The organism is Nocardioides salsibiostraticola (assembly GCF_054783655.1).
The window spans coordinates 230,844-250,124 of the sequence record NZ_BAAGQD010000001.1; the positions used below are offsets into that span (position 1 = coordinate 230,844).

At 68.9% G+C, this 19,281-nt stretch carries 19 protein-coding genes; 4 read left to right on the forward strand and 15 right to left on the reverse strand.

Translation table 11 applies throughout. The annotated features are described in order from the left end of the window. Positions 1–5 precede the first annotated feature (5 nt). The 14 genes from ftsY to ACYVLV_RS01175 all read right to left on the reverse strand — a co-directional run bounded on the left by ftsY (position 6) and on the right by ACYVLV_RS01175 (position 16,225). Positions 6–1,175 (reverse strand): signal recognition particle-docking protein FtsY, encoded by a 1,170-nt coding sequence (ftsY, locus tag ACYVLV_RS01110; RefSeq protein ID WP_460806978.1) that lies wholly within the window; start codon positions 1,173–1,175, stop codon positions 6–8. A gap of 41 nt (positions 1,176–1,216) precedes the next feature. Then, positions 1,217–2,470: an oxidoreductase gene (locus tag ACYVLV_RS01115; RefSeq protein WP_460806979.1), complete on the reverse strand. Its 1,254-nt coding sequence runs from the start codon at positions 2,468–2,470 to the stop codon at positions 1,217–1,219. Between the two features lie 106 nt (positions 2,471–2,576). Next, the gene (locus ACYVLV_RS01120; protein ID WP_460806980.1) at positions 2,577–3,053 is read right to left on the reverse strand and encodes an acyl-CoA thioesterase; all 477 of its coding nucleotides are present in this window, start codon (positions 3,051–3,053) and stop codon (positions 2,577–2,579) included. Beyond that, a complete protein-coding gene (gene smc, locus ACYVLV_RS01125) occupies positions 3,050–6,601 on the reverse strand; it encodes a chromosome segregation protein SMC (protein ID WP_460806982.1) in 3,552 nt (1,183 codons plus the stop codon). Before smc ends, ACYVLV_RS01120 begins: the two co-directional genes overlap by 4 nt. 88 nt (positions 6,602–6,689) lie before the next feature. After that, positions 6,690–8,222, reverse strand: coding sequence for an LVIVD repeat-containing protein (locus ACYVLV_RS01130; RefSeq protein WP_460806984.1), 1,533 nt, complete (start codon positions 8,220–8,222; stop codon positions 6,690–6,692). A gap of 61 nt (positions 8,223–8,283) precedes the next feature. Then, the gene (locus ACYVLV_RS01135) at positions 8,284–8,472 is read right to left on the reverse strand and encodes a hypothetical protein (protein ID WP_460806986.1); all 189 of its coding nucleotides are present in this window, start codon (positions 8,470–8,472) and stop codon (positions 8,284–8,286) included. Between the two features lie 86 nt (positions 8,473–8,558). After that, entirely contained in the window at positions 8,559–9,446 is an 888-nt protein-coding gene (gene mutM, locus ACYVLV_RS01140; protein ID WP_460806987.1) for a bifunctional DNA-formamidopyrimidine glycosylase/DNA-(apurinic or apyrimidinic site) lyase, read from the reverse strand. Further along, positions 9,439–10,185, reverse strand: a complete 747-nt coding sequence (rnc, locus tag ACYVLV_RS01145; protein ID WP_460806989.1) for a ribonuclease III — start codon at positions 10,183–10,185, stop codon at positions 9,439–9,441. Before rnc ends, mutM begins: the two co-directional genes overlap by 8 nt. A 32-nt stretch (positions 10,186–10,217) precedes the next feature. Next, positions 10,218–10,403 (reverse strand): 50S ribosomal protein L32, encoded by a 186-nt coding sequence (gene rpmF, locus ACYVLV_RS01150; RefSeq protein ID WP_460806991.1) that lies wholly within the window; start codon positions 10,401–10,403, stop codon positions 10,218–10,220. Positions 10,404–10,498: 95 nt separating this feature from the next. After that, complete coding sequence (locus ACYVLV_RS01155) at positions 10,499–11,095, reverse strand: YceD family protein (protein ID WP_460806993.1); 597 nt, start codon at positions 11,093–11,095, stop codon at positions 10,499–10,501. A 75-nt stretch (positions 11,096–11,170) separates the two neighbouring features. After that, positions 11,171–11,662 carry a pantetheine-phosphate adenylyltransferase gene (gene coaD / locus ACYVLV_RS01160; RefSeq protein ID WP_460806995.1) on the reverse strand — a complete coding sequence of 164 codons (492 nt, stop codon included), beginning with the start codon at positions 11,660–11,662 and terminating at the stop codon, positions 11,171–11,173. Then, the gene (gene rsmD, locus ACYVLV_RS01165; protein WP_460806997.1) at positions 11,662–12,273 is read right to left on the reverse strand and encodes a 16S rRNA (guanine(966)-N(2))-methyltransferase RsmD; all 612 of its coding nucleotides are present in this window, start codon (positions 12,271–12,273) and stop codon (positions 11,662–11,664) included. The genes coaD and rsmD overlap by 1 nt, the downstream gene beginning before the upstream one ends. Beyond that, positions 12,270–14,495 carry an ATP-dependent DNA helicase RecG gene (locus tag ACYVLV_RS01170; protein WP_460806999.1) on the reverse strand — a complete coding sequence of 742 codons (2,226 nt, stop codon included), beginning with the start codon at positions 14,493–14,495 and terminating at the stop codon, positions 12,270–12,272. The genes rsmD and ACYVLV_RS01170 overlap by 4 nt, the downstream gene beginning before the upstream one ends. A gap of 11 nt (positions 14,496–14,506) precedes the next feature. Further along, entirely contained in the window at positions 14,507–16,225 is a 1,719-nt protein-coding gene (locus ACYVLV_RS01175) for a DAK2 domain-containing protein (RefSeq protein WP_460807001.1), read from the reverse strand. Positions 16,226–16,420: 195 nt separating this feature from the next. Between ACYVLV_RS01175 and rpmB the strand changes: the two genes are divergently transcribed. Next, positions 16,421–16,606, forward strand: coding sequence for a 50S ribosomal protein L28 (rpmB, locus tag ACYVLV_RS01180; protein ID WP_460807003.1), 186 nt, complete (start codon positions 16,421–16,423; stop codon positions 16,604–16,606). A 104-nt stretch (positions 16,607–16,710) separates the two neighbouring features. Here the strand turns inward: rpmB and ACYVLV_RS01185 are convergent, their stop codons facing one another. After that, positions 16,711–17,667, reverse strand: a complete 957-nt coding sequence (locus ACYVLV_RS01185) for a thiamine-phosphate kinase (RefSeq protein ID WP_460807004.1) — start codon at positions 17,665–17,667, stop codon at positions 16,711–16,713. Positions 17,668–17,804: 137 nt separating this feature from the next. Here ACYVLV_RS01185 and ACYVLV_RS01190 point away from each other — a divergent pair, with 137 nt between their 5' ends. Genes ACYVLV_RS01190 through ACYVLV_RS01200 form a run of 3 tightly spaced genes read left to right on the forward strand, consistent with a single transcriptional unit; the run spans position 17,805 to position 19,280 of the window. Then, a complete protein-coding gene (locus tag ACYVLV_RS01190; RefSeq protein ID WP_460807006.1) occupies positions 17,805–18,041 on the forward strand; it encodes an Lrp/AsnC family transcriptional regulator in 237 nt (78 codons plus the stop codon). A gap of 55 nt (positions 18,042–18,096) precedes the next feature. Continuing rightward, positions 18,097–18,540, forward strand: a complete 444-nt coding sequence (locus tag ACYVLV_RS01195) for a DUF3515 family protein (RefSeq protein ID WP_460807007.1) — start codon at positions 18,097–18,099, stop codon at positions 18,538–18,540. Beyond that, positions 18,537–19,280 carry an MOSC domain-containing protein gene (locus tag ACYVLV_RS01200; RefSeq protein WP_460807010.1) on the forward strand — a complete coding sequence of 248 codons (744 nt, stop codon included), beginning with the start codon at positions 18,537–18,539 and terminating at the stop codon, positions 19,278–19,280. The genes ACYVLV_RS01195 and ACYVLV_RS01200 overlap by 4 nt, the downstream gene beginning before the upstream one ends. Position 19,281: the final 1 nt, after the last annotated feature.

Genomic DNA, 19,281 nt, shown 5'->3' on the forward strand with positions numbered 1-19,281 from the left:
CCGCCTCAGCCCAACAGGGCGTCCACGAACGCACCGGCGTCGAAGGGGGCCAGATCGTCGGGGCCCTCGCCGAGCCCGACCAGCTTCACCGGGACACCGAGTTCGCGCTGTACGGCGACCACGATGCCGCCCTTGGCCGAGCCGTCGAGCTTCGTGAGCACGATGCCGGTGACGTCGACGACCTCGGAGAAGACCTTGGCCTGGATCATGCCGTTCTGACCGGTCGTCGCATCGAGGACCAACAGAACCTCGGTGACGGGCACCTGCTTCTCGACCACCCGCTTGACCTTGCCGAGCTCGTCCATCAGGCCCTGCTTGTTCTGGAGCCGTCCGGCGGTGTCGATGATGACGGTGTCGACACCGTCGTTCATCCCCTGCTTGACGGCATCGAAAGCGACGCTGGCCGGGTCGGTGCCCTCGGGCCCGCGGATCACCTCCACGCCGACGCGTTCCCCCCACGTCGCCAACTGCTCGACAGCTGCGGCCCGGAAGGTGTCGGCCGCCCCAAGGGTGACTCGTCGGTCCTCCGCGACCAGGATGCGGGCGATCTTGCCGACCGAAGTGGTCTTGCCGGCTCCGTTGACCCCGACGACGAGCACCACTCCGGGCTGCCCGTCGGCTCCGGAGACCTGCAACCGGCGGTCCATGCCGGGGTCGACGACCGCCAGCAACTCTTCGCGCAACACGGCCCGCACCTCACCGGGCTCACGGCCCTCGACCCGGAGTCGGGTCCGCAGGTTCTCCACGATCTGCTGACTCGGTGCGACCCCGACGTCGGCGGTGATCAGGATGTCCTCGATCGACTCCCAGGTGTCCTCGTCCAGACGGTCCCGGCTCAGCAGCGCGAGCAGTCCGCGTCCGAGTCCACCCTGGGATCCGGCCAGCCGCTGACGCAGCCGCACCAGGCGCGAGGCCGTGCCCTCGGGGCGATCAAGGGTGAGGGTGTCGCCGGGCTCCTCGCCGGTCTCCCCACTGGGCTCCTCGACGGGTTCTTCCGGCGGGGTCGTGAGGTCCGGTCCGGTTGGTGCCGGGAGATCTGGTTCGGTCGGCGCCTCGACGGTCGGGGTCTCCGGCGGCCGCCCCACCGACCGGCGTCGTACCGTGGAAACGAGGCCGACCACGAGCACCAGAGCCAAGACGGCGATGCCGGTGATCAGGAACAACAGCTCAATCATGAGCCCATCCAATCAGGGTCGTGAAACAGGTCATCGGGTAGTCAGCGGGCCGTGGCGGCCAGCGCACGCCGTGCGCGTCCCTCGCCGACGCCGCGGCGGGTCTCGCCGAGGGTGAAACCCAGGGCGGCGCGTACGGGACTCAAGCCACGATCCGGTTCGCGCGCATCGGCGAGGCGACCGATCTGCGTTTCGTACCACTCCGACTGGCCGGCCATGGCCAGCAACTTCGGCACCTTGTACGCCGGCAACTCGATCCCGTCCGACCCCTCCAGCAGCGCCCGGGCGAAGTCGGGGTCGAGACCCAAGGGACGCCCCAGCCCGATCAGGTCCACCGATCCGGAGGCCAGCAGCGCTCGCATCGCGGCGGCGCTGCGTAGACCACCGGTGAGCATGATGGGGGTGTCGGGGGCGGCGGCCCGGGCCTGTGCGGCGAAGTCGGCGAAGTACGCCTCCTTGTAGGGCGAGTCCTCGACGGTTCCCGCACTCTGGTCCTCCGCGAGGCCCAGCAGGGCCGGCGACTCGTAGGTCCCTCCCGAGACCTCGACCAGATCGACCCCTGCCTGCGCCAGCATCGCGAACACCGAGACCGCTTCGGCGGTGGTGAACCCGCCATGGCGGAAGTCGGAGGAGTTGAGCTTCACCGCGACGGTGAACTCGTTCGAGGTGGCCTCGCGCACGGCCTTGACGGCGTCGAGAAGCGGCTTGGCCCGTCCGGCCAGGTCTCCGCCGTACTCGTCGGTCCGCAGGTTGGTCAGCGGGGAGAGGAACTGGGCGAGCAGATAGCCGTGGGCGGCGTGGATCTGGACCCCGTCCATGCCAGCCTCCTGGCACCGTCGCGCCGCGTCCGCGAAGCCGGTGATGATCGCCCGGATCTCCGGGGATGACAGTTCGCGAGGGGTCCCGAAGGCTCCGAGGACCTTGACCGCATCGGTCTTGCTGGGTGCCACCGGCGTGGTCGCGATCCAACGGGCGCACTGCTTGCCCGGGTGGGAGAGTTGGGCGATCACCGGGGTGTCCCCAGTTGCGTCGACCACCCGCGCCAGGGCCGCGATGTCCAGGTGGGAGTCGGCGACGATGTTGCGCGATCGTTCGAGGTAGCGGCGGTCGACCATGAGGTTGCCCGTGATCAGCAGCCCCGCTCCGCCCTGGGCCCAGCGGCGGTAGACCCGCTCGTGCCGGATCGTGGGTTGGTTGTTCCGATCCGCCAGGTTCTCGGTCATCGGGGCCTTGGCGATCCGGTTCGGCAGAGTCAATCCGCTGCGCAGGGTCATGGGTGAATCAAGAGTCGTTGGCACGGCGCGACCCTACCGGTGACCCCGCCGTACCCCGCGAGTCGGCGCGTTTTGAACAAGTAGCGCCGAGTGGGCCTGTTTTCGGCGTCAAGTTGCGCCGACTCGGCAGTCAGCGGACGAGAGGCGTGACCGCGGCTCGGATCTCGTCGGGGACGGGTACGACGGGGCGAGGCCCAGCGGTGGTGTCGGTGTTGTCGACGTAGACGTGCACGAAGCGTCCCTCGGCGGCGGCAGGCTCATCAGCGGAATGGTCCTCCGCGGAGCCGTCGCCCTGCTGGAAGAGTCCGATCCGGTAGATGACCGAGGAGGTCCCCAGACGCTCCACGACCAGCCCCATCTCGACCGGGTGGGGGTAGCCGATCTCCCGGAAGTAGCGGCACGACACCTCGGCGACGACACCGACCGCCGGCAGGTTCCGGATGTTCAGGCCGGTGGCCTCGGCGAGGTGGACGTTGACGGCGGTGTCGATGAGTTCGAAGTACTTGGCGTTGTTCATGTGGCCGTAGACGTCATCATCGGCCCACCGCGTGGTCGCGGTGCGCCAGGCGACGTAGTCGGCCCGGGTGGGCCGCTGAGGAGTGCTCATGCCGGCTCATTCTCCCGGAGTCGCTGACTGATCACGGCGCTGACCCCGTCGCCACGCATCGTCACGCCGTAGAGGGCGTCACCGACCTCCATGGTGCGCTTCTGGTGGGTGATCACCAGCAGTTGGGAGTGCGCCCGCAACTCCTCGTAGATCTCGAGCAGACGGCCCAGGTTCGTGTCGTCCAGGGCGGCCTCCACCTCGTCGAGGATGTAGAACGGCGAAGGTCGCGCCTTGAACAGAGCCACCAGGAACGCCACGGCGACCAGCGATCGTTCACCACCGGAGAGCAGCGAGAGCCGTTTGACCTTCTTGCCCGGGGGCCGGGCCTCGACCTCGACCCCGGTGGTCAACATGTCGTTCGGCTGGGTCAGGACCAAGCGGCCCTCCCCTCCGGGGAAGAGACGGGCGAAGGTCGAGTCGAAGGCGGCGCTGACGTCGGCGTAGGCCTGGGTGAAGACCTGCTCGACGCGCGAGTCGACCTCCTTGACGATGTCCATCAGGTCCTTGCGGGTCTGCTTGAGGTCCTCGAGTTGTTCGGTGAGGAACTTGTGCCGCTCCTCCATGGCGGAGAACTCCTCCAGCGCCAGGGGGTTGATCCGGCCCAACTGATTCAGGGCCCGCTCCGCGGAACGCAGACGCTTGACCTGCTCGTCGCGGACGAACGCGACCGGCTCGGGGGTCTCCTCCCCCTCGTCGACCTCACCGGTGAAGGGGATCAGGGTCACGGGGCCGTAGTCGTTGACCAGACCTTCTGGCTCGAGACCGAGCTCATCGATGGCGCGTTCCTCCAGCTGCTCGATCCGCATCCGCTGCTGGGTGCGGGCCATCTCGTCGCGGTGCACGGAGTTGACCAGGTCGTCGTTCTCCTTCGCCAGATCGCGCAGCGTGGCCCGGATCTCCAACAGTTCGCGTTCGCGGCCCCGTCGGGACTCCTCGACCGCGCGACGTCGATCGTTGGCCAGGTAGATCGAGATCTCGAGGCGGCGCAGCACGAACCCGACGGCGATCCCGACCGCCTCTGCGGCGGCCCCCTCGCGCAGCAACCGCTCGCGGCGCTCGGCCGCCTTCGCGCGCGCCTCACGCTCGGTCTTGGCCGAGCGCAACAGCGAGTCGACGCGTCCGTGCAGGGCGCGGGCGCGTTCCTCCGAGGTCCGTAGGGCCAGGCGTCCGTCCATCTCCCCCTGACGAGCCGTGCGGGCCTGCTCGGCGAGGCGTTCGCGTTCGCTGGTGTCGGGCTCCTCCTCCGGGGAATCCTGGGCTGCGACCAACCGGGCTTCCAGATCGCTGAGACCGGCGAGATCCTGCTCCCGTGCGCTGTGGGCCTTCTCGATCGCCGCCGCGATCCGGTCGGCCTCCGCCCGAGCGGAACGGGCCTGCGAGCCGTACTGGCCCAACTCCTCGGCCACGGCCGCGAGCGTTGCGTCGGACTCGTGCAACTTGGCCAGCGAGACGTCGACCCATTTCTGGGCCTCCAGTCGCTCGCGCTCGAGCCGGGACATCTCGAAGGACAACCGCTCCGAGGAGGCGGTCGCCGCGATGAGTTTGGCGGCGGCGTCGTCGACAGCGGCCTGGATCTCGATCAGACTCTGCTGTCCCGAGGACCCGCCGCTGACGAAGTGCGCCCCGATCAGGTCGCCGTCGCGGGTCACCGCCAGGACGTCGGGCAACTCGGTGACCAGGCGCCGTCCTGCGTCCAGGTCGTCGACGACCGCCGTCTTGTGGAGGAGCCGCGTCAGGGACGCGGTCAGTTCGGCGGGGCACTCGACCGCATCCACGGCGTACGACGCACCGTCCGGGAGACCGGGCCAGGGTTCGGCGTCGACGGCACCGCCGGCCAGGAGCAGTCCGGCCCGACCGAGGTCGGCGTCGCGCAGGTGATCGACGGCGGTGATGGCCGAGCCGACATCGGACACGGCGATCGCGTCCGCCGCGGAGCCGAGTGCTGCGGCGATCGCGGGCTCGAAGCCCGCTTGGACAGTCAGAAGGGCCGCGACCGAACCGAGCAGACCCGCGACCTCGTCGGAGGCGGCCAGCAGGGCGCCAGCCCCGTCCTTGCGGTTCAACCCCATCTCCAGGGCTTCCTTGCGGGCTGCGTGGGTGGACCGGTCCTGCTCGGCCTGTCGGGCTTCCTCGCGGGCCGTGATGAGGAGTTCCTCCACGGCGTCCAGGGAGGTCACCGCCGATTCGTGCTCGGCGTCGAGCCCCTCCTCGCCAGCGTCGAGTCCGGCCACCTTTGTCTCCAGGGCGGTGAAGTCGCGCTCGGCGCGGTCCGCACGGGCCTTGGCCTCCTCGCGGGAGAGCTCGAGTCGACCGATCTCGTCGTCCGCGGCGGCGGCTCGCGACCGCACCGTGTTGACCTGTCCGTGGAGCCGGGCCAGACCCTCACGTCGGTCGGCGGCCGCGCGTTGCAGTCCGGCGACCCGACGGTCCTCCTCGGCTGCCGCCTCCTCCGCCCGGTGCTTGGCGGCCACGGCCTGTTCGAGGGCGCTGCGGTTCGCCTCCACCTCCGCACCGATGGCCTGTTCCTGCTCGCGGATCCGTTGCGCCTCCGCCTCGAGCTGGTCGGGGTCACGTCCCTGGGACCGGTCGGATTCGGAGGCACCTGCGGCGTTACGCACCCGCTCGGAGGCCAGCGACTCGGTGCCGCGCAGGCGTTCACGCAGGCTGCTGAGGGACGACTGGGTGTCCTGGGCGGCGGCCAGCGCGGGGAGATCCTCTCGCAGGGCCGCTTCGAGCCCGGCCTCGACCTCCCGCGCCTGCGTCAACTGCGACTCGACCTGGGTGCGACGTTCGAGGAGGATCGATTCGTCGGCCATCTCCTGCTCGAGAGCCGTGCGGGCGGTGACCAGGTCGTCGGCCAGGAGGCGGGCGCGCGCGTCGCGGGCATCGGCCTGGACCGTGGCCGCCCGACGAGCCACCTCGGCCTGTCGACCCAGGGGCTTGAGTTGGCGTCGGATCTCGCTGAGCAGGTCGCCGAGTCGGGTCAGGTTGCCGTCGGTGGAGTCGAGCTTGCGCAGCGCCTTCTCTTTGCGCTTGCGGTGTTTGAGGACCCCGGCAGCCTCCTCGATGAAGCCGCGGCGGTCCTCGGGCGTGGCGTGCAGGATCGTGTCGAGTTGTCCCTGCCCCACGATCACGTGCATCTCACGGCCGATGCCGGAGTCGCTGAGGAGTTCCTGGACGTCCAGGAGACGGCAGGAGGTGCCGTTGATGGCGTACTCCGACCCGCCGCTGCGGAACATGGTGCGGCTGATCGTGACCTCGGCGTACTCGATGGGCAGGGCCCCGTCGGAGTTGTCGATGGTCAGCACGACCTCGGCGCGTCCCAGGGGCGGGCGCCCGGAGGTGCCGGCGAAGATGACGTCCTCCATCTTGCCGCCGCGCAGGCTCTTGACGCCCTGCTCACCCATCACCCACGCCAGGGCGTCCACGACGTTGGACTTGCCGGACCCGTTGGGTCCCACGATGCAGGTGATGCCCGGTTCGAGTTGGAGAGTGGTCGCCGAGGCGAAGGACTTGAACCCCTTGAGGGTCAGGCTCTTCAGGTACACAGCACTCCTGCTCGGCTCTACGGGCGACTGGCGAGCCTCACCCTACCGTCCCGGACGGGCCGTGGGGGCGGTCCGGATCGTGGTCCGATCAGACAGCGGGGGTGCGCCGACGGCGGCGCAACCCGAGGGCCAGACCCATGGCTCCGCCGACCAGGCCGAGCGGCACGATGGCGCCGGAGCGGTCGAAGGACGCCCCGGTGCGAGCGTTGGGCGGCAACGCTCCGCGACCGTCGCCAGGCACGTCGACGGCGTACACGTCCAGGCCGCGGACCAGGTCGACCGAGTAGACGACGTTGGTACGCCGCTTGGTCTGCTTGCCGTTCTGCTTGAAGACCGGCACCCACATGGCGTCCCAGACCTCGGAGAGGCCGTGGACGGAGTGGGCGTAGGTCTTGATGTTGCGGGGGTTGCGGACGTCGAGGATCTGGGTGCCGCCGCCGTAGAAGCCGGCCGCGACCAGCCCACCGGGGCGGTAGTCGAACCAGTGGGAGGAGCAGAAGGCCCCCTGCGGCAGCGGGAAGGTGCCCAGATCGGAGAGTTCGACCTTGTCGAGCGGGACGATGACCGGTTTGCGGGTGACGCGTTGACCGTTCTTGCCCTTGACCTTGGTGGTGCCGAGACGCTTGACCCACCAGGTCTGGAACGAGCCGGCGCGGCTGCAGTCGGTCTGCTCGTAGTCCTCCTCGGTGATGAGCAGGACGTTGCCGCGGCTCAGCGAGGGCCGCTTGTTCGGCTTGAACTTCTTGGCGTTCGGGCGGAAGGAGTTGTGCAGGATGAAGTCGTTGTAGCCGGGGAACCTCGGGTCCGTGCCCTCCCCGGCCTTGCCGGTGGTCACGATCAGCTTCGGTCGGGCGGGGTTCTTCGTGCTCCACATGGAGGCCCCGCCGAAGCCGGTGTGGGTGCCGATCCGGGCGGCGTCGAAGTTCCACTTGTGCCCGGCGGTGGGCGACGGGAACGCCTGCAGGCCCGGCTTCTTCCGGCGTTTGTCGACCTCGACCGGCTTGCTCAGGTTGCGCAGGTCGAAGACGGAGAACTTACCGCCGCTGCCGGCGGAGTAGGCGTAGGTGCAGTTCGACTCCTGCACGCAGGCCACCGTGTGGGTGCTGGTGGATCCCTCGGCACGGGACAGGATCCGCGGTCGGGCCGGGTTGGTGACATCGACGACGATCAGTTCCCCGCCACCGACGTTGGTGTGGGCGATGTCGGCCGGGTTGGCGTTGACGAGGTCGACCCCGATCAGCACGAAGCGACGGACCCCGTTGGAGGTTCGGCGCTCCCCACAGTTCATCGCCTCGTTCTCGAACAACACGTTCGGCAGCGTGCCCACCAGTCGGGGCCGGGCGGCGTTGCGGACGTCGTAGACCCGCACGGAGTCCAGACCGCTGGTCACGAAGATCGGAGCGGTCTTCATGAAGCACCCCGAGATGCCCACCTGAGAGGGGTTGCTGGAGAGCTGAGCGATGTTGTCGCTCTCCAGAGCGGTGTCCGTGCCGTCGGCGAGAAGCGACATCCGCTCGATCCGATCACGATCACCGTGGGCCGAAGCGGGGGCAACGACACCTAGGGCCAGTGAGCTTCCGAGAAGGACGGCCGAGGCCATAGCGGCGAGAGGTCTACGCATGCCCCGTTCAACGACCGACCAGAGCCGGGGTCACGCCGAGTCTCGAAAGACAGATAACGGGTCAGGCGGGTTGCATCTGTGCGTCGAGGAGCTCGGCGGCCCGTGCCTCGAGAAGATGATCGTTCTCTTCCGCCAGGCGGAGCACGACGGCTTCCAGGTCGGCGACGCGCGAGCGCAGACGTGCGTTCTCGGCGATCAGGCGGGGATGGTGACGATCGGTGTTGACGAACCCGATCAGGGCCTTAGCCATGAGTCGGCCTTTCTGTTCAGGACTCTGCCCACGGATATGGGCCGTCTACCAGCGTCCCACTTGACGTCGACCCCGGCAAGTCCCGTTCAGCGCGAGCGCCGTGCCCTCGGCGCGGGCTGGCAGGAGGGGCAGAAGTACGACGAGCGGTTCATGAACGCGACCCGCCGGATCGGGGTGCTGCACCGGTCACACGGTTCGTCGCCCCGCCCGTAGGCGTGCAGGGACCGATCGAAGTAGCCGGATTGGCCGTTGACGTTGACGTAGAGAGCGTCGAAGGAGGTGCCTCCCTGGGCCAGGGCCTCCCCCATCACCGCACGGATGTGGCCCAGCAGGTCGTGCACCTGCCCGACCCGAAGCCGGTCGCCGGGCCGCTCCCCGTGGAGTCCGGCCCGCCAGAGCGACTCGTCGGCGTAGATGTTCCCGACCCCGGAGATCAGCCCCTGATCCAGGATGAGCCGCTTGATCCCGGAGGTGCGCCGACGGGTGCGCGCCACGAACTCGTCGTCGTCGAAGCATTCGTCGAGCGGGTCCCGCGCGATGTGGGCGATCTCGGAGGGGAGGTCGGCGCCGCCCACCGAGACCGACAGCCCGCCGAACATGCGTTGGTCGACGAAGCGGAGTTCGAGGGAACTCTCTCCCCCACCGGTCGAGCCACCGGTCGAGCCGTTGAGCCCGAAGCGGACCCGTAGGTGTCGCTCATCGGCCGCGCCCACCGGTTGGACGAGCATCTGGCCGCTCATCCCGAGGTGGGCGAGCAGTGCGTTGCCGTCGTCGAGGGGTAGCCAGAGGTACTTGCCCCGGCGTCGGGCCGCTTCGATCCGCCGACCGTTGACCGCGCCGGCGAAACCCTCGGGTCCCCCGGGGTCGCGGCGTACCGGTCGAGGGTGCAGAACGCTGACCGAGGCCACCGTCGCGCCGACGACATGCTTCTCGAGACCGGCCCGGACGACCTCGACCTCGGGAAGTTCAGGCACCCGACGAGGGCTCGGGGTCCGGCAGTACTGCGATCAGTTCGCCGTAGGCGGTCTCGGCGGCGCCCTGCTCGGCTTCCTTCTTCGACCGCCCGTGGCCGTTGCCGTAGAGCTGGTCGGCGACGCGCACCTGGGCGATGAAGGTCTTCATGTGATCGGGCCCGTCGTCGGTGATGACGTATTCGGGCACGCCCAAACTGTGGATGGCGGTGAGTTCCTGGAGCGAGGTCTTCCAATCCAGGCCCGCTCCCATCCCCGAGGCAGCCTCGATGAGGGGATCGAACAGGAGGTGCACCACCGCGGCGGCGTTGTCGATCGTCTCGCTGCTCAGGTGCACAGCACCGATCACGGCCTCGACGGTGTCGGAGACGATCGAGGCCTTCTCCCGGCCGCCGGTCGTTTCCTCGCCGCGACCGAGCTTGACGTAGTCGCCCAGCCCGATCCCGCGACCGACGCCGGCCAACGCACGGGCGTTGACCACCGCGGCACGGAGTTTGGCCAACCGACCCTCGGAGAGGTCGGGGTGCATCGTGTAGAGGGTCTCGGTCACCACGACCCCGAGCACGGAGTCCCCGAGGAACTCCAGGCGCTCGTTGGTCGGGAGACCGCCGTTCTCATAGGCGTAGGACCGGTGGGTCAGCGCCTGGTCGAGCAACTGCGGATCCAGCGTCGGGTTGCCCAGGGCACGCCTCAGTTCGGCGTAGTCCTGGGCACCCTCTTCGCTGCTCCCGGGGTTGCTCACCGGTTGCTCACCACCTGTTCGACGACAGGGACTCAGAGAACCTGACGACGGGCAGACTTGGCGCCGTACTCGCCGCAGGTGCTGCAGGCGCGGTGGGGCAGGTGCTTGGCACCACAAGACGCGTTGGCGCAGGTCACCAGGGTCGGCGCAACGGCCTTCCACTGCGAGCGACGGTGGCGCGTGTTGCTGCGCGACATCTTCCGCTTCGGGACAGCCACGGTGTTCTCCTCAAGGTGGGGGGACCGCGATTCGTACGGTCCCTCGGGTTCTGGTCTGGGGTCGTCCCGTTGCCGGGTCGATCAACTGGACGATTCTAGGGGGTTTCCTTCTCGGGGTCCGCATCGGCGGTCCGATCCGGGGTCAGATCGGTCAATGCGGCCCACCGTGGGTCGATCGGCGCCTCGTGATCGTGGTCCGGGTCGTCGGCCAGGCGGGCGCCGCATTCGACGCACAGACCGGGGCAGTCCTCCTCGCACAACGGCTGGAAGGGCAGTTCGAGCACCACGGCGTCGCGCAGCAGGGGTTCGAGGTCGAGCAGGTCGTCGTCGAGGACCTGCAGGTCCTGCTCCTCGTCGTCGTCCTCGGCCGGACGCTCGTAGAGGAAGAGTTCCTGGAAGCGCGCCTCGAGGTCCTCGTCCAACTCGATCAGGCAGCGCACGCACTCGCCCGACAACGCAGCGGTGGCCGTCCCGGTGATCAGGACGCCCTCCAGCACGGCCTCGAGTCGTACGTCGAGGGCGACCGGCGAGCCGACGGGTACCGCGAGAACCTCGATGCCCAGATCCTCAGGCGCCGGAGCGGTCCAGCTCAGCTCCTTCTGGGACCCTGCTCGCCGACCGAGTTCACGGGTGTCGAGGACGAAGGGATCCTGGGGATCCAAGGAACTCTGGGTCTTTCCGCTGCGTGCCATAACAGGGGCGAGCGTAGTCGTCGCCCGGTGCGACGGACAATCGTTGTGGTCGGGCGTCGAGATCGATCAGGGCCCTCAGGCGCTGTCGGCGCGTTCGGCCAGGCGTTCGAGGAGTCGTTCCCGGACGAAGTCGGGCAACAGGCCCTCGATGTCACCGCCCAGGGTGGCGACCTCCTTGACCAGGCTGGAGGACACGAAGGCGTAGGTCGGCGAGGTCGGCAGGAACACCGTCTCCACCCCCGTGAGGTGCGAGTTCATCTGCGCCATCTGCACCTCGTACTCGAAGTCACCCCCGCCGCGCAGGCCCTTGAGGATGGCCTGGATCGACTGCTCCCGGCAGTAGGTCGTCAGCAGACCGGAGAACCCGTCCACGCGGACGTTGCCGAACTCTGCGGTGGCCTCACTGAGCATCTCCATGCGCTCCTGAGGGGTGAACATCTTGTTCTTGGAGGCGTTCACCCCCACCGCCACCACGACCTCGTCGAACAGACCGGCCGCACGACCGATGATGTCGAGGTGCCCGTGGGTCACGGGGTCGAAGGATCCGGGGCATACCGCTCGGCGCATCAGGCTTCCTCGCTGCTGGCTGGGTCTTCGGGGGGAGGACCCGAATCCGCGCGACCGTACCAAAGCGTGGTCTCGCCGTACCGCTTCGACCTGACGGTCTCCAGCCCGTGGGGCCAGGTCGGTTCGGGGCTGCGTCGATAGCGTTCGACCACGACCAGGGCATCTGCCGCGAGCCAGCCGTGATCGGCCAGGGCGCGAAGGTCCTCGTCGACCGACTCGGCCTCCAGGGAGTACGGCGGGTCGAGGAACACCAGGTCGTACGCCGTCCGCTCCCCCGCCGCGCCGCCGGCCAGGAAAGTCGCCACCGAGGCCGCCTGGACCTGCGCCGAGGCCATGGCCAGCACCCGGGCGTTGTCCCTGATCAGGCTCGCGGTGCGCTTGTCGCGTTCCACGAGGGTCGCTTGCGTCGCCCCTCGGGAGATCGCCTCCAGACCCACCGCCCCGGACCCGGCGTACAGGTCGAGCACGGCCAGTCCGTCCCAGGAGCCGCACCACGATTCGACGGCGGAGAACAGCGCCTCGCGGACCCGGTCGCTGGTGGGACGGGTCGCGTCACCGGGCGGGGTCTTGAGCCTGCGGCCACCGGCGGAGCCGGCGATGATGCGTGTCATGACTTCTCCATGAAGCCGGCCTCCTGGGAGTGCTCGAGGGCGTCGGCCTCGATCCCCAGCAACGGCGCGGTCAGTAGTTCGGGATCCTCGTCGAGCAGTTTCTCAGCCGCACCTCGGGCGGCGATGATCGTGTCCTCGTCGCGCAGCACCCGCAGGTTGTCCAGGGTCGTGCGACCACCCGACTGTGATCGACCCAGGACGTCCCCCTCACGGCGCAACTCCAGGTCTATCCGGCTCAACTCGAACCCGTCGCGGGTCGAGGCGACGGCATCGAGCCGTTCCAGGGAGCCCGAGAGCGAGTCGGCCCTGGTCACCAGGAGGCACAGACCGTCGTGCCCGCCTCGGCCGATCCGGCCGCGCAGTTGGTGCAGCTGGGAGACCCCGAAACGATCGGCGTCCAGCAGGACCATCGTGGTCGCGTTCGGAACGTCGACCCCGACCTCGATGACCGTGGTGGCGACCAACACATCGATGTTCCCGGCGGAGAAGGCTCGCATCATCGCGTCCTTGTCGTCCGCGCTCATCCGGCCGTGCAGCATCTCGACACGCAACCCGTTCAGTTCACCCAGACGGAGTTCGACCACGACCTCCTCCACCGCCGCCAAGGGCACATCGGGCTCCGCGATCTCGCCGTTGGGCAGGACGAGCAGATCGACATCGGTCTGCTCGTAGTCGTCCCCCGAGATGCGCGGACACACGACGTAGGCCTGCCTCCCGTCGGCAACCTCCTCCCGCACCCGCTTCCAGGCACGATCGAGCCAGTTCGGATTCCGGTTGAGGTCGATCACCGTCGTCTGGACCTCCCCCCTACCCGCCGGCAGCTCGGTCAACGTGGAGACCTCCAGATCCCCGAACACGGTCATCGCCACGGTCCGCGGGATGGGAGTCGCGGTCATCACCAGGACGTGGGGCGGCGAGATCGCCTTGTCTGTCAGGGCGGCGCGTTGCTCGACGCCGAACCGGTGTTGCTCGTCGACGACCACCAGTCCGAGGTCGGCGAACATGACGTGCTGCTCGAGCAGGGCGTGGGTGCCGATGACCAGGCCGGCCTCGCCCGAGGCCAGCCGGGACATCGGGGCGGTGCGTTCGGTCTTGGTCATCGAACCGGTCAGCAACTCGACCTGCGTTGCTTCCGGGGCTCCGCCGAGCATGCCGCCGGCAGCGAGGTCGCCGAGCAGTTCGGTGATGGACCGGTGGTGCTGCTGGGCGAGCACCTCGGTGGGCGCGAGGAGTGCGGCCTGGCCGCCCGAGTCGACAACGTGCAGCATCGCCCGCAGCGCGACGAGCGTCTTGCCCGAGCCGACCTCGCCCTGGAGGAGTCGGTTCATCGGGTGGGATCGGCCGAGTTCGTGGGCGATCTCCTGTCCGGTGGACCGCTGACCACCGGTCAGTTCGAACGGCAGCCGGGCGTCGAAGGCGTCGAGCAGACCGCCGCTCCTCCCGGTCCGCGCGAAGGTCCCGATGGTGCGCACGAACCGCCGGCGACGGGCCATCACGATCTGCGTGATGAGGGCCTCGGTGAAACGGAAGTGGTGTTGGGCCCGCTCCACCTGCTCGAAGGTGTCCGGGGCATGGATCCACTCATAGGCCTGATGGGCGCCGGTGACGTCGTGGTCGGCTCGGATGCTTTCGGGGATCACATCGATCGGCTCGTCCAGAACGCTGCGGGCGAAGGCGACAGCCCGGATGACCTCGAGGTTCTCCAGACCACTGGTGAGGGGATAGATCGGAAACAGCTCCCCCAGCGCATCGATGGGAACACCCTCCTCCTCGGTGTCCGCGCCGAAGAGACTCATCTGGGGGTGGGTCAGCTGCCAGGTGTCCCGGAACCGCTTGACCTGTCCCATGAAGACACCCTGACGACCGACATGCAGTTTGGTCGACTGCCACTGAGCGGTCCTGTGATTCTTGGCGAAGAACGTCATCAGCAACCGGGCGCCGTCGGCGGCGAGCATTGTCTCGACGCGGTAGGCCGTTTTGTTGGTACGCCGATCGTCGTAGGTCTTCACCTGGCTGCTGATGATCTCCCCCACCACGATGAGGAACTCGCCCTCCTGCAGTTCCTCGACACGGGTCAACTCCCCGGTCTTGAGGTAGCGGCGGGGGAAGTGCCGCATCAGGTCCTGGACCGTCCGCAGGCGGAGACCTTCGGTGAACTTCTTCTGTTTCGCGGGCTTCTTGCCGCCCAGCACGGTGGTCACCGGGCTGTCCCACGCGATCATCAGCTCGACTCCTACTCGACCGACAGCAGGAGCGGGTAACGCTCCTGCCCACCGTCGTACACCACGGCGTCGACAGTGGGGTGCTCCTGCTCGACCCAGGCGGTCAACCGCTCGGTGAGCCCCTGGTCCTCGGCGCCGGCCACGAGGGTCACCAACTCACCGCCGGAGGCCAGCAGACGGCGGAGCACCTCCTGGGCCACGTCGTCGAGGTCCTTTCCGACCACCGCGAAGTCACCGGAGATCACGCCGAGCACGTCGCCGATCTCGCAGGGACCCGCCATGGTCATGGCCTGACGTGCGGCGATGGTGACGGCACCGTGGCGGACGTGGCGGGCGGTGGCGGTCATCTCGACGATGTCCTGGTCGAAGGAACGGCCGGGTTCGTGAACGGCGACCGCGGCCAGACCCTGCACCTGGGCCTGGGTGGGGATCACGTTGACGCGCAGGCCGTAGTCGGTGGCTGCGGTGCTGGCCGCGATCTGCGCCACCCGCACGGAGTCGGCGTCGTTGGGGAGCACGATGATCTCCTCGGCGCCGCACCCGAGGATGGCTTCGAGGATCTGTCCGGTCGACGGTCGGCGCTGAGGACCCCCTGCCACCACCACCGCGCCGGCCTCGGTGAACAGCGCCTCCAGGCCCGGACCTGCCGCGACCACGACGATGCCGCGACCGGTACGCCGCCGGCTCTGCTTCGCGGCCTCGACCTGTTCGGCGAAGTGCGTCACCCGGACGCGGTGAGGGCGCCCGGCCTCGATGCCCGCCTCGATGGCGGCTCCGACGTCGTCGACGTGCACATGCACGTTCCAGAGACCTTCTCCTCCCACCACCACCAGGGAGTCCCCCAGTGAGCCCAGCACCGTGCGGAGGTGGGGTACGACGTCATCGCCGGTCCGCTCGGTGTCGAGGAGATACATGACTTCGTAGGCCGGACCTTCGGCACTGAGGCCCTCTGTCCGGTCCTCCCCCGCCACCGGCGAGGTGGAGTCCGGGGAGCCCGATCGATCCTCGGGGCGTCGTGGGATGGGGATGGTGTGCTGTCCCAGGGGCACGGTGACCGGGATCGGACGGCGACCGGTCAACGCGGTCTCCGCCGCGTCGAAGATGACACTCAGCCCTCGACCACCGGCGTCCACGACCCCGGCGTCGCGCAGGACCGGCAGTTGCTCCGGCGTACGTGCCAAGGCTTCTCGGGCGGCTTGCGCCGCATCGGTGAACACGTCGCGGGTCCGACCCGCGGGGTCGGCGGCTCGCAGGAGCGCGGCCTCCGAGGCCGCTCGTGCCACCGACAGGATGGTCCCCTCGACGGGCTCACCGACCGCTGCGTAGCTCGCCTCGGTGGCCATCCGCAGGGCGTCGGCCATCACCCGGACGTTGGGTTCCTCGGGCGTTGCCTCGGAGATGCGTCGGGCGATGGCTCCGAGCATCTCGCTGAGGATCACCCCGGAGTTTCCCCGCGCCCCGAGTAGGGCACCACGGCGGAAGACCGCCAGGGCCTCGATCAGGTCCTCGCGTCCCGTGGGCTCGGGTTTGTCGGCGGCGGCCTCCCGGATGGCGTCCCGGGCCGCGGACACGGTGAGGTACATGTTCGTGCCGGTGTCCCCATCCGGAACGGGGTAGACGTTGAGGGCGTCGATCTCCTCGCGGGCCAGGGCCAGGGCGTCGGTTGCGATGTCGACGAACCGCAACACGATCGCCAACTGGATGGGGCCACCCTGGGGTGTCTGCTCCATGCTGTTGCCTTCCGGTCGCGGTCGTTGCCCCATCCGGGGCGAGTCCCGAACGTTAGTGGGTCCGGGTCCGGGATACAGCGCGATTTCGTTGCGCGTGGCGGCTCGGATACGCTGGGGCAGTTGCCCGCTAGCCGGGCTGTGGTCCGCGTCTGCGGATCTGTCCTTGGTTCATATCATCGAGTTTCAGGAGTCACCGTGGCTGCCGTGTGCGACATCTGCGCGAAGAAGCCGACTTTCGGCAACAACCGCCCGTGGTCCCGCAAGATCACCAAGCGTCGTTTCGACCCCAACATCCAGCGGGTCCGGGCCACCGTCAACGGCACCCCCCAGCGCATGAACGTGTGCACCGGTTGCATCAAGGCGGGCAAGGTCAGCCGCTGATCGGTTGGAACACCAGTACCTGATCGAAGCCGTCACCCATGCCGGGTGGCGGCTTTTGTCGTTCCCATCCGGCGCGAAAAACCCCCACCCTTGGCGGTAGTCGCTCAGAAGTGGGTCCACCCGGTGGGGCCGTCGTACGCCGACCCGTCGACGGTGACCAGGCCGGGTTCACGGTCTCCCACGGCACCGATGATCAACCAGCCCTCGGGAACCGCTGCGGCGTCGGGGAAGGTCGCCAGCAGTGCGTGGTCGTCGCCCCCGCCGAGGATGAACGACATCGGGTCGGCGCCCACCGCCGCGCCCACGGCAACCAGCGGTTCGGGCATCTCGAAGGCCTCGGTGCGGACGTCGATGCTGACCTGCGAGGCCTTTGCCAGGTGAGCGGCTTCGCTCAAGAGCCCGTCCGAGATGTCGATCAGGGACGACGCACCGGCCTCGGCGGCCTCCCGGCCGGCGTCGTACGGCGGTTCGGGGCGTCGGTAGGCCTCGACCAGGACACGTGGGGAGCGGAATCCCCGCCCGAGCACCGCCAGACCGGCTGCCGCCCAGCCCTGGCGACCGCGTAGGGCCACCACGTCGCCCGCTGTGGCACCCGAGCGCACCAAGGGGGTCTGCGTGCACGCACCCAGGACGGTCACGGCGACCACGATTTCGCGGGAGCGGGTGAAGTCTCCCCCGACGACGCTGGCGCCCACCAGGGCGCACTCGGCCGCGAATCCGCGGGCGAAGTCGGTGACCCAGGACGCCGGCAGGTCATCGGGTACGGCGAGCCCCACCGTCAGGGACGTGGCTCGGCCGCCCATCGCGTTGATGTCGGAGAGGTTCTGAGCGGCCGCTCGGTGGCCGACGTCCTGGGCGCTGGCCCAGTCGCGTCGGAAGTGTCGTCCCTCCACCATCAGGTCGGTCGAGACGACCACGTGACCGTTCTTGATGCGCAGCACCGCGGCGTCGTCCCCGGGTCCGATCAGGACGTGCTCGCCTTGGGTGAACAGGGCGGTGACGTCGGAGATCAACCCGAACTCACCACGATCGGCGACGGTCGGTTCCTCGGTTGTCGGCACCGCGCCATCACACCAGACGGGAGGCGGTGGCGGCCAACTGCGGACTACCGGCGCGCCCCCATTGCGGGGTAGGTTGTCGTGCGCGCTGCAGTCCGGAACAGCGCGGGCACATTCGCACGTACGCGAGGGAGAACACCATGGTCGTCCAGGCCTACATCCTGATCCAGACCGACGTCGGCAAGGCCGCCGAGGTGGCGAAGGCCATTGCCGGTCTGAAGGGTGTCACCGTGGCCGAGGACGTCACGGGCCCCTACGACGTGATCGTGCGGGCCGAGGCCCGCAACGTCGACGAACTCGGCAAGTTGGTCGTCTCCAAGGTCCAGAACCTCGAGGGCATCACCCGCACCCTGACCTGCCCCGTCGTCCACATCTGAGCCGACACTGAGCTCGAACCGCCGGCTCCCCGCTCGTGGGGGGGTCTGTCTCGCGTTGACGGTCCTGACGGTGGCTGCGTGCAGCCCTGTCGAGGTTCCCGTGCCGGATCTGGATCCCGCGCTGCAATCGGCGTGTGACGCCTTCCTCGAGGACGTCCCCGATCCGCTGCTCGACCTCGAACGGGTGGAAGTCGACCCGCCCGAGGCCCCAGCGCGCGCGTACGGCGACCCCGCCATCGTCGTCTCCTGCGTGGACACGATCCCCGCCGGCTTCGACCAGTTCGCGTTCTGCGTCGAGGTCAACGGGGTCGGGTGGTACCTCCCCGATGAGCAGATCGTCGACGACACCCTCGACGCCACCTTCACCGCGGTCGGCTACGAGCCACTGGTCGCGGTGCAGGTGCCGGCGCAGTACCGCCAGGTCACCGGCGGTGAGGTGCTCTCCGATCTGACCACGGCGGTGCAGGACAACCTCACCGAGACAACGCCGTGCCGATGAGTCACATCACGGTTCGCCGGATCACCCGGTTCCCGGTGAAGTCGATGGGTGGGGAGCGCCTCGAGGGGGCGCGTGTCACCGACCTCGGCATCACCGGCGACCGAGCCTTCGGCCTGCGCGATCTGGGGACCGGGAAGGTGCTGACGGCCAGGCGGACCCCCGCGCTGCTCTTCGCCTCCGCTCGATGGTCCGAGGAGGACGGCGGACGTGCACACGTCACCCTTCCCGAGGGCACCGTGGTGACCAGCGACCAACCCGACCGCGACGAGATCCTCTCCACGTGGCTGGGTCGGAAGGTCCGTCTCGAGCGAGCAGGAGGCGAGGGCGGGACGTATGAATCCCCCCAGGACGCCGAGAACGACACCGACTGGGCCACCTGGCAGGGTCCGGGCGGCGCCTGGCACGACAGCACCCGATCCCGGGTGTCCCTGGTGGGCGCCGCAACCCTGCGCGAGTGGGACGAGCGACGTTTCCGCACCAACCTGCTTCTCGAGGGCGGTGAGTCCGGGGCCGAGGACGACTGGGTCGAACACTCTCTGACCGTTGGCTCCGAGGTGGTGCTCGACGTCCGCAAGCGCATCGACCGCTGCGTGATGGTGACCCGGCCGTTGCCCGGGCAGGAGCGTGACCTCGATGTCCTGCGCACGATCAACACCGAGCGGGAGCGCTGTTTGGCCATCGGAGCCATGGTCTCCACCGGCGGCGTCATCCGCGTCGGTGACACCGTCACGCCCCGGTAGA